General features: G+C 71.3%; 12 protein-coding genes. 2 read left to right on the top strand and 10 right to left on the bottom strand.

The window, feature by feature from the left end:
• Positions 1 to 4 precede the first annotated feature (4 nt).
• The 5 genes from ACFYNL_RS27425 to ACFYNL_RS27405 all read right to left on the bottom strand — a co-directional run bounded on the left by ACFYNL_RS27425 (position 5) and on the right by ACFYNL_RS27405 (position 6,451).
• On the bottom strand, positions 5 to 259 hold the full coding sequence (locus ACFYNL_RS27425; protein WP_388807702.1) for a hypothetical protein: 255 nt from the start codon (positions 257 to 259) through the stop codon (positions 5 to 7).
• Positions 260 to 378: 119 nt separating this feature from the next.
• Complete coding sequence (locus ACFYNL_RS27420; RefSeq protein ID WP_388807701.1) at positions 379 to 2,463, bottom strand: fructose-specific PTS transporter subunit EIIC; 2,085 nt, start codon at positions 2,461 to 2,463, stop codon at positions 379 to 381.
• 244 nt (positions 2,464 to 2,707) lie between these two features.
• The gene (pfkB, locus tag ACFYNL_RS27415) at positions 2,708 to 3,655 is read right to left on the bottom strand and encodes a 1-phosphofructokinase (RefSeq protein ID WP_388807700.1); all 948 of its coding nucleotides are present in this window, start codon (positions 3,653 to 3,655) and stop codon (positions 2,708 to 2,710) included.
• Positions 3,652 to 4,413 carry a DeoR/GlpR family DNA-binding transcription regulator gene (locus ACFYNL_RS27410; protein ID WP_388807699.1) on the bottom strand — a complete coding sequence of 254 codons (762 nt, stop codon included), beginning with the start codon at positions 4,411 to 4,413 and terminating at the stop codon, positions 3,652 to 3,654. Before ACFYNL_RS27410 ends, pfkB begins: the two co-directional genes overlap by 4 nt.
• Before the next feature lie 490 nt (positions 4,414 to 4,903).
• Positions 4,904 to 6,451: an MFS transporter gene (locus ACFYNL_RS27405; RefSeq protein WP_388807697.1), complete on the bottom strand. Its 1,548-nt coding sequence runs from the start codon at positions 6,449 to 6,451 to the stop codon at positions 4,904 to 4,906.
• A 62-nt stretch (positions 6,452 to 6,513) separates the two neighbouring features.
• Between ACFYNL_RS27405 and ACFYNL_RS27400 the strand changes: the two genes are divergently transcribed.
• Complete coding sequence (locus tag ACFYNL_RS27400) at positions 6,514 to 7,479, top strand: helix-turn-helix transcriptional regulator (RefSeq protein WP_388807695.1); 966 nt, start codon at positions 6,514 to 6,516, stop codon at positions 7,477 to 7,479.
• A gap of 28 nt (positions 7,480 to 7,507) precedes the next feature.
• Here ACFYNL_RS27400 and ACFYNL_RS27395 read toward each other — a convergent pair whose 3' ends face one another.
• The 3 genes from ACFYNL_RS27395 to ACFYNL_RS27385 form a co-directional block, all read right to left on the bottom strand.
• Positions 7,508 to 8,131, bottom strand: a complete 624-nt coding sequence (locus tag ACFYNL_RS27395) for a TetR/AcrR family transcriptional regulator (protein WP_388807977.1) — start codon at positions 8,129 to 8,131, stop codon at positions 7,508 to 7,510.
• Between the two features lie 546 nt (positions 8,132 to 8,677).
• On the bottom strand, positions 8,678 to 9,676 hold the full coding sequence (locus ACFYNL_RS27390; protein ID WP_388807694.1) for an RNA polymerase sigma factor RpoD/SigA: 999 nt from the start codon (positions 9,674 to 9,676) through the stop codon (positions 8,678 to 8,680).
• A 404-nt stretch (positions 9,677 to 10,080) separates the two neighbouring features.
• On the bottom strand, positions 10,081 to 10,866 hold the full coding sequence (locus tag ACFYNL_RS27385; protein ID WP_388807692.1) for a dioxygenase: 786 nt from the start codon (positions 10,864 to 10,866) through the stop codon (positions 10,081 to 10,083).
• Between the two features lie 121 nt (positions 10,867 to 10,987).
• Here ACFYNL_RS27385 and ACFYNL_RS27380 point away from each other — a divergent pair, with 121 nt between their 5' ends.
• Positions 10,988 to 11,530: a MarR family winged helix-turn-helix transcriptional regulator gene (locus ACFYNL_RS27380; protein ID WP_388807690.1), complete on the top strand. Its 543-nt coding sequence runs from the start codon at positions 10,988 to 10,990 to the stop codon at positions 11,528 to 11,530.
• 112 nt (positions 11,531 to 11,642) lie between these two features.
• Here the strand turns inward: ACFYNL_RS27380 and ACFYNL_RS27375 are convergent, their stop codons facing one another.
• Both ACFYNL_RS27375 and ACFYNL_RS27370 read right to left on the bottom strand, forming a co-directional pair.
• Positions 11,643 to 13,184 carry an MFS transporter gene (locus ACFYNL_RS27375; RefSeq protein ID WP_388807689.1) on the bottom strand — a complete coding sequence of 514 codons (1,542 nt, stop codon included), beginning with the start codon at positions 13,182 to 13,184 and terminating at the stop codon, positions 11,643 to 11,645.
• A gap of 185 nt (positions 13,185 to 13,369) precedes the next feature.
• Entirely contained in the window at positions 13,370 to 14,014 is a 645-nt protein-coding gene (locus ACFYNL_RS27370) for a TetR/AcrR family transcriptional regulator (protein WP_388807687.1), read from the bottom strand.
• Between the last annotated feature and the right edge of the window lie 267 nt (positions 14,015 to 14,281).

Raw genomic sequence — 14,281 nt, 5'->3', positions numbered from 1 at the left:
CCGGTCAGCGGCGGTCGCCGAGCTGTCGTACCAGTCCGGCGAAGGCATCCCGTTCCGCCGGGGTGAGTTCCACGGCCTCCCGCTCGGGCGGGGTCTGCCGCTGGTGCGGGAGCGCGGGAAGCGCTTGGCTCGCGTGCCGCGGCGACGCGCCGGGGCGGGTGGCGCGAAGGACACGGACCAGCCCGATCACCCACAGCACGGCAGCCAGGGCGAGGACGACCGGGCCCAGTAGCTGGAGGAACGAGGCGTGGTCAGGCATGCGTTCCAGTAGACACCACGGTCCGGGCCTTTGGGCCCGGACCGTGACGTATCTCGCAGGTGCCGTGAACAACTCACAGCGCCCCAAAGGGACAAGCGGGAGCCTGGCGCGCGGAGGACCTACGCCGCCACCGGCTGCTTGGCCGACGTGGCCTCGGTGGCCGGGGACTCGGCGGCAGGCGTGCCCTCGGGGGTCGTCTTGCGCATGCCCTTCAGGAGGATGACCAGGCCTGCCGTGACCACCGTTCCGATCGCGATGGCGAGCAGGTACAGCACCGGCTTGCCGATCAGCAGGGTGACCCAGACACCGCCGTGCGGGGCGCGCAGGGTCGAGCCGAAGGACATGGTCAGCGCGCCGGTGACCGCGCCGCCCACCATGGAGGCCGGGATCACGCGCAGCGGGTCGGCCGCGGCGAACGGGATCGCGCCCTCGGTGATGAAGGAACCTCCCAGCACCCAGGCCGCCTTGCCGTTCTCGCGCTCGGCGGTGGTGAACAGCTTCTTGCGGACCGTGGTGGCCAGGGCCATGCCCAGCGGCGGGACCATGCCCGCGGCCATCACGGCGGCCATCACCTTCATCGCGGAGTCGCTCGGGTCCTGCGCGGTGATGCCGGCGGTGGCGAAGGCGTAGGCGACCTTGTTGACCGGCCCGCCCAGGTCGAAGCACATCATCAGGCCGAGCAGGACGCCGAGCAGGACGGCGTTGGTGCCGGAGAGGCCGCCCAGCCAGTCCGTCATGGCCTTCTGGGCCTCGGCGATGGGCTTGCCGATCACCACCAGCATCAGGAAGCCGACGACCATCGAGGAGATCAGCGGGATCACGACCACCGGCATGATGCCGCGCAGCACCGGCGGGATCTTGATCCGCTGGATGCCGATGACGACGCCACCGGCGATCAGACCGGCGGCCAGGCCGCCGAGGAAACCGGCGTTGATGTCGGCGGCGATCATGCCGCCGACGAAGCCGGGAACGAGACCCGGCCGGTCCGCCATGCCGTACGCGATGTAACCGGCGAGCACGGGGATCAGGAAGCCGAACGCGACGACGCCGATCTGGAACAGCAGCGCCGCCCAGCTGTCGACCTGGAGCCAGACGAAGTGCTCGGTGACCGGCTTGGCCTTGTCGATCTCCCAGCCGCCGATCGCGAAGCCGAGGGCGATCAGCAGACCGCCGGCCGCGACGAACGGGACCATGTAACTCACGCCGGACATCAGCCACTTGCGCAGCTTGGTGCCGTAGCCCTCGCCGGGCTCGCCGGCGCGCTCGACGGGGGTGCCGGGCCGGGCCGCGGCCGTGACCTCGCCGCGGGCCGCCTTCTCGCGCACCTCGGCGATGAGTTCGGCGGGGCGGTTGATGCCCGCCTTCACGCCGGTGTCCACGGTGGGCTTGCCGGCGAACCGGTCCTTCTCCCGTACGGCCACGTCATGGGCGAAGATCACGCCGTCCGCCGCCGCGATGACGGCCGGGTCGAGCCGGGTGAAGCCGGCCGAGCCCTGCGTCTCGACGACGACCTCCACGCCCGCCTCGCGGCCCGCGTTCTCCAAGGACTCGGCCGCCATGTAGGTGTGGGCGATACCGGTCGGGCAGGAGGTGACGGCGACGATCCGGAAGGGGCGCTCCTCGGACGGCTTCGTCAGGGCGTCGGGGGTGGTGCCCGTGGCGTCGTCGGCGGAGGCCGCCGCCGACGACGCCACGGAGTCTTCGGAACGGACGTCGGCGGCCTCGGCCGCCGGGGGCTCCTCGCCGGCCTCGGCCGCCGGGGGCTCCTCGCCCCGGATCAGCGCCGCCGCCGTCGCCGGGTCGCCGGCCGACCGGAGCGCGTCCGTGAACTCGGCGTTCATCAGCTGCCTGGCCAGCGAGGACAGGATCGTCAGATGGGCGTCGTCCGCGCCGGCCGGAGCGGCGATCAGGAAGATCAGGTCCGCGGGACCGTCCGCCGCGCCGAAGTCGATGCCGGCGGCGCTGCGTCCGAAGGCGAGCGTCGGCTCGGTGACGTGCTCGCTGCGGCAGTGCGGGATACCGATGCCGCCGTCGAGGCCGGTCGGCATCTGCGCCTCGCGGGCGGCCACGTCGGCGAGGAAGCCGTCCAGGTCGGTGACCCGGCCCAGAGCCACCATGCGCTCGGCGAGGGCACGCGCCGCCGCTTCCTTCGTGTCGGCGGACAGGTCGAGATCGACCAGGTCCGCGGTGATCATGTCGCTCATCGCGGGCTCCTTAGCACGCGTATCGCCCGGGGAGTCTGCTGGGCGGGGAGGGGGACGGGGGTGCGAGAGGGGGTGGCGGGAACGCGGTGGGGGGTGGAGGGGGAGGTGAGGCCGGGGAAACCCCGCCTCCCCGGGGCGGCAGAGCGGCTCAGGGGGCGCTGCCGTCCGTCCGCGGCCGTGAGTAAGGGCGAGCTTCGCCGCTCACCGGGCAGATCCGCAAGAACTGTGACAACCACGACATTCGTCATGACGCCGGCTCCTTGAGTACGCGGCTCTCCGGCACCTCGGACGTGACCGTGACCGCCGACAGGTCCAGGTCGTCGGGGGACGGCATCACGCTGCCGGGCAGCTGCACGGCCGCCGCACCGTGGGCGACCGCCGAGGCGAGGGCCTGCGGTCCGCTGCCCCCGGCGATCAGGAAGCCGGCGAGGGAGGAGTCGCCGGCGCCGACATTGCTGCGAACGACGTCGACGCGTGCGCTGCCGAACCAGGCACCCGAGCCGTCGACCAGCAACTGCCCGTCGGCGCCCAGACTCGCGAGCACGGCCTGCGCACCCATCCCGCGCACCTCCTCGGCCGCCTTCAGGGCGTCACCCACGGTGGCCAGGGGGCGCCCTACGGCCTCGGCGAGTTCCTCGGCGTTCGGCTTCACCACGTCCGGCCGGGCCCGCAGGGCTTCGAGGAGGGCACGCCCGGAGGTGTCCAGGGCGATCCGCGCGCCCCCGGCGTGCGCCCGCCCGACCACATCGGCGTACCAGGACGGCGCGAGCCCCCGGGGCAGGCTCCCGCAGCAGGCGATCCAGTCCGCGTCGCGCGACTGCTCGCGCACCGTCTCCAGCAGCAGCTCCTGCTCGGCCGGCGACAGCTCGGGGCCCGGAGCGTTGATCTTCGTCAGCACCCCGTCCGACTCGGCGAGCGCGATGTTCGAGCGGGTGGCCCCGGCGACCGGCACCGGCGCGACCTCGATGCCCTGCGCGTCGAGCAGGTCGGCGACGAGCGCGCCGGGCGCACCACCCAGAGGCAGGACCGCGATCGTGCGCTGCCCGGCGGCGGTGACCGCCCGTGAGACGTTCACGCCCTTGCCGCCCGGGTCCATCCGCTCGCCGGTGGCGCGGATGACCTCGCCTCGGTCGAGGGAGGGGACCTCGTAGGTGCGGTCCAGGGAGGGGTTGGGGGTGACGGTGAGGATCATGCGCGCACTACTTCCGTGCCGCCGCGCTCGATGGCAGCGGCGTCTTCGGGGCTCAGCCCGCTGTCGGTGATCAGCAGGTCCACGTCGCTCAGGTCGCCGAAGCGGGCGAAGTGCTCCTGGCCGTGCTTGGAGGAGTCGGCGAGCAGCACCACGCGGCGGGCGGCTGCCACGGCCGCGCGCTTCACCGCCGCCTCGGCGAGGTCGGGGGTGGTCAGACCGTGGTCGGCGGAGAAGCCGTTGGCCGCGACGAACAGGACGTCGGCGCGTATCTCGCCGTACGCGCGCAGCGCCCAGGCGTCCACGGCGGCGCGCGTACGGTGCCGTACGCGCCCCCCGACGAGGTGGAGCTGGATGCCGGGGTGGTCCGCGAGGCGGGCCGCGATGGGCAGGCTGTGGGTGACGACGGTCAGGGACGCGTCCAGCGGAAGGGCTGCGGCGAGGCGGGCCACCGTCGTACCGGCGTCGAGGATCATCGTGCCCTCGGTGGGAAGCTCGACGAGGGCCGCCTTGGCGATCCGGTCCTTCTCGTCGGCGGCCGTGGACTCGCGCTCGGCGATGTCCGGCTCGAAGTCCAGGCGCCCGGCCGGGATCGCGCCACCATGCACACGGCGCACGAGCCCGGCGCGGTCGAGGGCCTTCAGATCGCGGCGGATCGTCTCCGCCGTCACCTGGAACTCCTCGGCCAGCGACAGGACGTCCACTCTGCCGCCCTCACGAGCGAGCCGGAGGATCTCCTGCTGCCGCTCCGGTGCATACATGCCCGCTCGCCTCCGAACTGTGCCCGAACTTGTGGTTTCGCTGGGAGGCTACGCCCGGATTTCTGGAAAGTAAACAGATTCGGGCTCAAGTAGGCATGATCGGGCTTCCGTATGGCGATTGACGGGCGGGGACGGAAGTGGATGAAAAGGGATGGAAGTGGACGAGACGCGCACCGGGCGGGGAGAGCACGCCGCCGGACGCCGCCCAGGACCGCACCGCACCAGCGCGGTCCGACGACGCCCACACGGCCAGTGGCCCGGCACCGCCCACGTGGCGGACACACCAGCGGGGGCCCGGCACCGCCCACGTGGCGGACACACCAGCGGGGGCCCGGCACCGCCCACGTGGCGGACACACCAGCAGTGGCCCGGCACCGCCCACACGGCGGGCATCCCAGTGGCCCGGCACTCGCCCGCCCACACACGACACACGAGTGGCCCGGCACCGAAGTGCCGGGCCACTCCCCCGCTCCTGGACCGCCGTGCCCGCTCAGGACACCAGCGCCGGCTCCTTCTCCGCCGTCGGCGACGGAACGTCGGCCGCTCCCTCGACATGCTGTGCCGGGCGCCTGGGCAGCGCGAACATCAGCAGGAAGATGGCGCCCATCACCGCGGCCACCCAGCCCAAGGCGTGCTGGAAGCCGTCCGCGAAGGCCGCGCCCACCGCCGGGCCCCGGGCGCCCTCGGACAGCCGGTCGTCGATGACGCCGAAGAAGACCACCGAGACCAGGCCGAGGCCGAGCGCGTTGCCCATCTGCTGGACGGTGCTGATGAGGCCGGACGCCGAGCCCGAGTGCTCACGCGGCACCTCCGAGAGGATCGCGTCCGTCAGCGGGGCCACGATCAGGCCCATGCCCGCACCCATGACGATCAGCGGCAGGGCCATCTGCCAGGGCTCGATGGACAGGCCGTAGTGGGCGGACTCCCACATGTAGAGCAGAACGCCGATCGCCATCACCAGCGCGCCCGCCTGGAGCACCTTGCGGCCGAAGCGCGGGACCAGCTTCTGGACGGACAGGCCGGCCGCCGTGGAGACGGCGATCGAGAACGGGATCCCGGTCAGGCCGGCCTTCAGCGGCCTCCAGCCCAGGCCGAACTGCATGTACATCGTCCAGACCAGGAAGAAGATCCCGAGCGCCACGCCGAAGACCGTCTGGACGGCGATGCCGGCCGCGAAGCTCTTCACCTTGAACAGGGAGAGTTCGATCAGCGGGGAGCCGTCGCGGGTGGCCTTCCGCCTCTCGTACGCCACCAGCGCCGCGAGGACGACGAGGGCGCCGGCCATCGACACATACCCCCAGGTCGGCCAGCCCAGCTCGCGGCCGCGGGTCAGCGGGTACAGCAGCATCAGCAGGCCGAGGGTGACCAGGGCGACGCCGACGAGGTCCAGCTTCAGGGCCTTCGGAGCCTTGGACTCGGTGATGAAGCGGCTGCCGAGGATCAGGCCCGCGATGCCCACCGGGAGGTTGATGAGGAAGATCGGGCGCCATTCGAGGCCGAACAGGTTCCACTCCGTGAGCAGCGCGCCCAGCAGCGGTCCGGTGACCGCGCCGAGGCCGACGACCGCGCCGAACAGGCCGAAGACCTTGCCGCGTTCGTGTGCCGGGAAGGTGGCGTGCACGATCGACAGGACCTGCGGGACCATCAGCGCCGCCATCGCGCCCTGCAGGAGGCGGGAGGCGACCAGCATCTCCGAGTTCGCGGCGAAGCCGCACAGCGCCGAGGCGAGGGTGAAGCCGCCGATGCCGATGAGGAACACGCGCTTGCGGCCGTGTATGTCACCGAGACGGCCGCCCGTGATCAGGCCCGCGGCGAAGGCGAGGGCGTAACCGGCGGTGATCCACTGGATCTGGCCGAAGGTCGCGCCGGCGTCGCGCTGGATCGACGGGATGGCGATGTTGACGATCGTGACGTCGACGAGGTCCATGAAGGCCGCGGTCATCACGATCGCGAGCGCGAACCAGCGTCGGCGGTCGGCGGTGGGAGGCGTGGGTTCTGTCTGTGTAGCGGTCGCGCGCTGCGTCTCGGCTGAGGTCATGGCAAGAAGCTATTCCCTCATTAGGTCAGATCGTGTCCTACTTGTGCGGCACTCTCGAAAGCATGACGACGGATACTCCGGCAAGGCTGCTGACGCTCCTCTCCCTCCTTCAGACGCCCCGCGAGTGGCCCGGTGGCGAGCTCGCCGACCGGCTCGGGGTGTCGCGGCGCACGGTACGACGGGACATCGACCGACTGCGGGAACTGGGATATCCCGTGCAGGCGACCAAGGGGGCCGACGGGGGCTACCGGCTCGTCGCGGGCAAGGCGATGCCGCCCCTGGTGCTCGACGACGAGGAGGCCGTGGCGATCGCGGTCGGCCTGCGGGCCGGTGCCGGGCACGCGGTCGAGGGAGTGGAGGAGGCGTCGGTACGGGCGCTGGCGAAGCTGGAGCAGGTGCTGCCGGCGCGGCTGCGGCATCGGGTGTCCACGTTGCAGGCGGCGACGATGCCGCTCACCAGTGGGGACGGTGCGAGCATCGCGCCCGAGACGCTGACGGTGATGGCGTCGAGCGTGGCCGGGCAGGAGCGGCTGCGGTTCGCGTACCAGGCGGGGGACGGCACACAGTCGCGTCGCTCGGTCGAGCCGTACCGGCTGGTGTCGACGGGGCGGCGCTGGTATCTCGTGGCGTACGACCTGGACCGGGAGGACTGGCGGACCTTCCGCGTCGACCGGGTGAGCGAACCGTTCGCCACGGGGGCGCGGTTCGCCCCGCGGGAGTTGCCGGCCGGGAGTGCGGCGGAGTATCTGCGGCAGTCGATGTGGCGGCGGCAGGAGACGTACGAGTTCTCAGTGACGTTCGGTGCGCCCGTGGAGTTCGTCACCGCCCGGCTGCCCAGGTGGCTGGGAACGCCGGAGGCGATCGACGAGGGGCGGCGGTGCCGGTTGCGGGGGTCCGTGGGGGACGCCGTGGAGTGGATGGCGGTGCGGCTGGCGATGGTGGACTGCGAGTTCGTGGTGGAGTCCCCCGAGGAACTGGTGCGGTGCGTGGCGGAGTTGGGGGAACGGTTGAGCCGCGCGGCCGGGTGAGGGAGGGGCTGCGCGGTATCGCCGCGCTTCACCCCGCGGAGTTCTCCCAGGGGAAGTCGCGCAGCGCCTCCAGGTTGCGCAGCGCCAGGGCGGCCGGGCCGTGCGGGCCCTGGGCGGGGGCCGATCCGGCGGCCCAGGTCTCCACCGCCACCCGTACGGCCGCCGCGGCCACCGCGGCCGCGAAGCGGAGCTGCGGGGAGGGCGGCCGGCTCGGCTCGGCAACGTTGTCGGCGGGCTCGGCGCCCGCGCTTCGCGCGCCCCGCTCCGCCAGCACCGCCGCCAGGCTCGTCTCCGCCTCACGGCAGACCTCGGCCCAGACCTTGCGCAGAGCCGGGCTGGAAGTGGCCAGGTTGACCAGGGTGCGGACCCACTCCCAGGAGGCGGCCGACACCGCGGTGCCGGGGGCCAGGGTGTGGCGGACGGCGTGCTCCAGGGCTTCGGGCACGGGGAGTTCGGGCGGGGCGCCGCGGACGGCCTCGTACCAGCGGTCGGCGCCGGCCGCGTAGAGGGGCGCCACCGCCTCCTCCTTGGTGGCGAAGTAGCGGTAGAAGGTGCGCGGCGCGATACCGGCGGCCTGGGCGATGTCCTCGGCCCGGGTGGCCCGTAGGCCCTGTTTCACGAAGAGACCGGCCGCGGCGCGTGCGATCTCCATACGGGTCGCCGCCTTGCGGCGCTCCGTCAGGGAGCCAGAGGCGGTAGAGGGGCGTGCGGAGCTGCTCACGTTCGGCACGCTATGCCCATGTGGCACAATCTGCCATTCGGGTGGGCCACCCCGTGGTTCAGGTACGGGGTGGCCCATCCGTCATAACGCGGGAGAGATGGAGCCGGGCCCCGGCACCCAGGGGGGACGGGCGCCGAAGCCCGGCTCTGAGGAAGTCCCGGCGCCGGGGGGAGTGCGTCGGGACGTGGTCCGAAGGTCGTGGTGCGGGCGGGGCAGGACCGGCCGTCTCGGAACCGGCGCCTCGAACTCGGTACTTGAGCCCGGTACTCGAACTCCTTTGCCCTGAGGTCTTGTTCCCTGGGCCCCACTGCTTGAAGCGGCGTTACATCGCCATGTTTGCGCGGTCTTTCGCCACCCGGCGTACGCGGCCGACGCCGATCGCACGCCCCGCACGGTGCCGGCGGGGCGGCCGACGCCGATCGCACACCCCCGACGGTGTCGGCGGGCGGACCCGGCCGGGCCGCCCGCCGGCGAAGGTCACGCCGCCGCGTCGAACCCGGTGCTGCGGGCCAGCTTCTTCAGCTCCAGCAGGGCGTGCTTCTCGATCTGGCGGATGCGTTCGCGCGTCAGGCCGTGTTCCTTGCCGACCTCGGTCAGGGTGCGCTCGCGGCCGTCCTCGATGCCGTAGCGCATCTTGATGATGGACGCCGTGCGCTGGTCCAGGCGGCCGATCAGGTCGTCCAGTTCCTCACTGCGCAGGAGCGTGAGGACCGACTGCTCCGGGGAGACCGCCGAGGTGTCCTCCAGGAGATCGCCGAACTGCGTCTCGCCCTCGTCGTCCACCGACATGTTGAGGGAGACCGGGTCGCGGGCCCAGTCCAGGACGTCCGAGACGCGCTCCGGGGTCGAGCCGAGTTCGGCGGCGATCTCGGCGGGCTCCGGGTCCCGGCCGTTCTCCCGGTTGAACTCGCGCTGGACGCGGCGGATACGGCCCAGCTCCTCCACCAGGTGGACGGGGAGCCGGATGGTGCGGGACTGGTCGGCTATCGAGCGGGTGATGGCCTGTCGGATCCACCACGTCGCGTACGTCGAGAACTTGAAGCCCTTGCGGTAGTCGAACTTCTCCACCGCGCGCACCAGGCCGGCGTTGCCCTCCTGGATCAGGTCGAGGAGGGGCAGGCCGCTGCGCGGGTAGCGGCGGGCCACCGCGACGACCAGGCGGAGGTTGGAGCGGATGAAGATGTCCTTGGCCCGCTCGCCGTCGGCGACGAGGGCTTCCAGCTCCTCGCGGGTGGCGTCCGCCTGGGACTCCTCGTATCCGTCGAGGACCTGCCTTGCGAACACACCCGCCTCGATGATCTGCGACAGCTCGACCTCTTTGGCTGCGTCGAGAAGCGGCGTACGCGCGATCTCGTCGAGGTACATGCCGACCAGGTCGCGGTCCGCGATCTCGCCGCCATGGGCGCGAACACTGCTTGCCGCGTCGACGGCCTCGCCGGTGGCGGACTGACGACGGGCGACGGCACGGGTTGCCATGCGTGCTCCCTTGCGATGTGGGCTGGCGGGTGGTCCTGTGAACGCTTGGGACTCTTGTCGAGTGCCCGGCATCCGATGGAAACAACGACTGGAATCAGGACAGAATTCCCAACCCGCCCCTCTATTTTTCTGATCTTGCAGTACCCTGTCCGGCCGCACGGGGGACAAGGTGCCCTAGACACGCACAAAGGTGCTGGTCAGGCGGACACCCGCGCGTGACCTCAAGGTCCTCAACAGCCCCTGTACCCAGGTACGTGAGATTCCCGTCACATGTGCCACCGCGGTCTTCGCGCCGGAGGAGCGTCGCCTTTGACCGCCCCGGTAAAGCCGTAGGAGCGTCGCCCTTGACCGCCCCTGTGAACCTGAAGACGGCTCGCACCGGCCGCAGGTTGCGCCTCGGCCCTTCAGCCGAACTGCACCGAGCGCTTCGCGAGCCCCATCCAGAACCCGTCGATCACCGACTTCTGCCCGTCCAGCTCACCGGCGGCGTCCGCCGCGCCCATGGTCACGAAGAGCGGGGCGAAGTGCTCGGTGCGCGGGTGGGCGTAGCGACCGGCCGGGGCCTTGTGGAGGAAGTCCAGCAGGCCGTCCCAGTCGCGGCTCTCCAGCGCCCGGCGACCCCAGTCGTCGAACTCCACCGACCAGGCGGGGACACCGCCCTGCCGCAGGGCGGCGAGGTTGTGGGTGAAGAAGCCGGAGCCGACGATCAGGACGCCCTCCTCGCGCAGCGGGGCCAGCTTGCGGCCGATGTCCATGAGCCGCACGGGGTCGAGGGTCGGCATGGAGATCTGCAGGACGGGGATGTCGGCGTCGGGGTACATCTCGACGAGCGGGACGTAGGCGCCATGGTCGAGGCCGCGGTCCGGGATGTCCTGGACGGGTGTGCCGGGGGCGCGCAGCAGCTTCCGTACGGACGCGGCGAGCTCCGGTGCGCCCGGGGCGGCGTACCTCACCTGGTAGTAGTGCTCAGGGAACCCCCAGAAGTCGTAGACCAGGGGGACCGTCTCGACGGCGCCGATCGCGAGGGGGGCTTCTTCCCAGTGGGCGGAGACGATGAGGATCGCCTCGGGGCGCGGCAGCCGTGCGGCCCAGGCGGCGAGTTCGCCGGGCCAGACCGGGTCGTCCGCGAGCGGAGGGGCGCCGTGGCTGAGGTACAGAGCGGGCATGCGCTCCTGCAGGGCGGCGGACATGGCGGTCACTCCTTCCGAGGGGGCTGAAGCTCCACTTGCTTCAAATCTAAAACTTCCCTCGGTTACGACGGTACGACCAAGTAGTTAAAGTTTCAAGGAGCACTCTCGTACAGTGGAGCACATGAACACGGCATCGACTTCCGAGCCACCCGCGTCCGCGCCCTCGTCCGGGGCGGCGGGGCAGCCGCGCTGGCTCACCGACGAGGAGCAGCGCGTCTGGCGCGCCTACATCGACGCGACCACCCTGCTCGACGACTTTCTGGACCGTCAGCTCCAGCGGGACGCGGGCATGCCGCACATCTACTACGGCCTCCTGGTCAAACTCGCCGAGTCCCCGCAGCGCAGGCTGCGCATGACCGAGCTGGCGATGTTCGCGAAGATCACCCGCTCCCGGCTCTCGCACGCCGTTGCCCGGCTGGAGAAGAACGGCTGGGTGCGGCGCGAGGACTGCCCCGACGACAAGCGGGGCCAGTTCGCGGTGCTGACCGAGGAAGGCCTGCGCGTGCTGGAGCAGACCGCGCCGGGCCATGTGGAGGCCGTGCGCCAGGCCATGTTCGACCGGCTCACCCCCGAACAGCAGAAGGCCCTCGGCGAGATCATGCGGATCGTCGCCGAGGGCCTGCAGCCCAGCGAAGCGGGGGCGGACCTGCCCTGGCTGCGCTGACGGATCGTTCAGCGAAGCCGGGGCAGGTCCTGAAGGCGGTACGTACGGAGCGTCCCCATCCCCGTACGTACGCCTGGTCCCATGGGGTACGACCGGACGGCCGTCGTCGGGCTCAGTGCGCGACGACCGGCACCGGCACCTCGCCCTCGGCGCCCTCCTCCAGGGACGCCGCCGTCGCACCGCCCGGGCGGCCGGCGTTGACGAAGGTCAGGGCGATGGCCGCGGCCACCACGAGGATGCCGACGGCGAACCAGATCGCGCTGGCGTAGCCCTGCACCATGCCCTCCAGCTGGACCAGCTGCTGCTGGGACCGGCTGGTGGCACCGGCGATGTGGTCGGCCACGTACGCCGTGGTCGCCGAGGCGGCGATGGTGTTCAGCAGCGCCGTACCGATCGCGCCGCCCACCTGCTGAGAGGTGTTGACCATCGCGGAGGCGACACCGGAGTCCTGCGGCTCGACCCCCTGGGTGGCCAGGGACATGGCCGGCATGAACGCGGTACCCATGCCGAGGCCGAGCAGCAGCATCGCCGGCAACAGGAGCGCGGCGTAGGAGGAGCCGATCTCCAGCTGGGTCAGCAGCAGCATCCCGAGGGCGGCGACCAGGAAGCCGGGACCCATCAGCAGGCGCGGGGCGACCCGGGTCATCAGACGGGTGCCGATCTGCGTGGACCCGGTGATCATGCCCGCGATCATCGGCAGGAAGGCGAAGCCGGTCTTCACCGGCGAGTACCCCTTGACGATCTGCAGGTAGTACGTGAGGAACAGGAACAGGCCGAACATCGCGATGATCGCGAGGCCGAGCGAGAGGTAGACACCGCCGCGGTTGCGCTCGGTCACCACGCGCAGCGGCAGCAGCGGGGCCTTGACCTTCGCCTCGACCAGGACGAAGGCCAGAAGCAGCACGCCGGAGGCGACGAACATGCCGACCGTCGTCGCGTCGCCCCAGCCGTCGGACTCGGCGCGGGTGAAGCCGTAGACCAGCGCGACCAGACCGAGGGTGGACAGGATCACGCCGGGGATGTCGAGCGGGGAGCGGTTGCGGCCGCCCTCCGGCTCACGGATGACGAACCAGGCACCGGCCGCCGCGACGATGGCGAACGGGATGTTGACGAAGAAGGTCCAGCGCCAGTCCAGGTACTCGGTCAGGAAACCGCCGAGGATCAGACCCACGGCACCGCCACCGCCGGCGATCGCACCGTAGATGCCGAACGCCTTGGCGCGCTCCTTGGCGTCCGTGAACATCACCGCGAGCAGGGAGAGCGCGGCCGGGGCGAGCAGCGCGCCGAAGACGCCCTGGAGGGCGCGGGCGCCGAACATCATGGCCTCGTTGGTGGCCGCGCCGCCCAGCGCCGAGGCTGCGGCGAAACCGCCCAGACCGACGACGAAGGCCCGCTTGCGGCCCCACAGGTCGGCTATCCGGCCGCCGAACAGCAGCAGACCGCCGAAGGCGAGGGCGTAGGCCGTGACGACCCACTGCCGGTTGCCGTCGGAGATGCCGAGGTCCTGCTGGGCGGAGGGCAGGGCGATGTTCACGATGGTCGCGTCGAGGACGACCATGAGCTGGGCCAGCGCGATGAAGACGAGCGCTTTCCAGCGGTTGGGGTCGGCGGCACCGAGGGTGCTTCTTGGAGCCTTTGCGGCCGTTTCAGACATGGGGGTACCCACTTCGGGACTTCGTGACGGAAAAAGTGAAAGAAAGCGAAGGGAGAGCGAAAGGAGAGGGACGACTCGTCGGCTGTGACTTGTGGAGTTCTGCCGCGGTGACTGTTGTGGTGACTGCTGTGGTGACTGCCGCGGTGACTGCTGTGGTGACTGCTGTGGTGCCCTGAATTGATCGGTCAGGCCTGGCGCAGGTCCTCCATGGTCATCGGCGTGCCCGGAAGGACCGAACGGGCCGGGGCCCGCAGTCCGTCCAGGAACAGCTGGAGATGGCGGTGGACATAGCGGTCGGCGATGTGGCACCCGGTTCCGGCCGGGGGCCGGCTGAGCTGGGCGGCGGCGAGCAGCAGGTCGCCGACGTCCACGTCGGGGCGGAGCTGGCCGGCCGCCTTGGCGCGGCCCATGATCCCCCCGACGAGCTGCTCGACCCGCTCACGTGCGGCCACCAGATCCGGGTGATGCTGGTCGAACGTGCTCTCGACCATCGGGCACAGCGCGCTGATCCGCTCGTCGGCCGCGGTGTGCACGAACCGCTCCAGAGCCTCGAAGGCGTCCCCGGTCTCGGCGAGCGCGAGTTCGGCCGCCGCCACCGTACGGTTCATGACGGAGCAGACGACCTCGCGGACCAGCGCGTCCCGGTCGGGGAAGTTGCGGTACACCGTGGCGTTGCCGACGCCGGCCCGGCGGGCGATGTCGTCCAGCGGCACGTCGGGGCCGAACTCGACGAACAACTCCCGGGCGGCGGTGACGATCCGCTCCCGGTTGCGCAGTGCGTCGGCGCGCGGCCGGGTCGCCTTGCGCGGTACGGGGTGTGCGGTCTGCACGGCGTACTCCTGAGTTCCAGGTGGGAGCGGTCAGGCTCCCGGTGAGGGCGATCCGGGGAAAGTTCCCCCGTTTCGCTCGGACACCTGACTAAACGGGGAAGGGATCCCCGCTTATTTCCCGCCACGCCAGAGATTTCTTGTGACCCGGGTCACGATCTCTCGCGTGAGAACCCACGTTCGGTCTCTTCCAGCGCGCGCCCGCGCATCCCTCGACACAGGGTGATCGAGAGGGTGCAGCGCGCGGTCAGGCGGCTGCCATGGACGGAA

Origin of the sequence: Streptomyces sp. NPDC007808, from assembly GCF_042868655.1 — a bacterium.
GTDB lineage: Bacteria > Actinomycetota > Actinomycetes > Streptomycetales > Streptomycetaceae > Streptomyces.
Note: the sequence above shows the minus strand (reverse complement) of the source record. Positions and strands in the feature narration are given on the sequence as shown.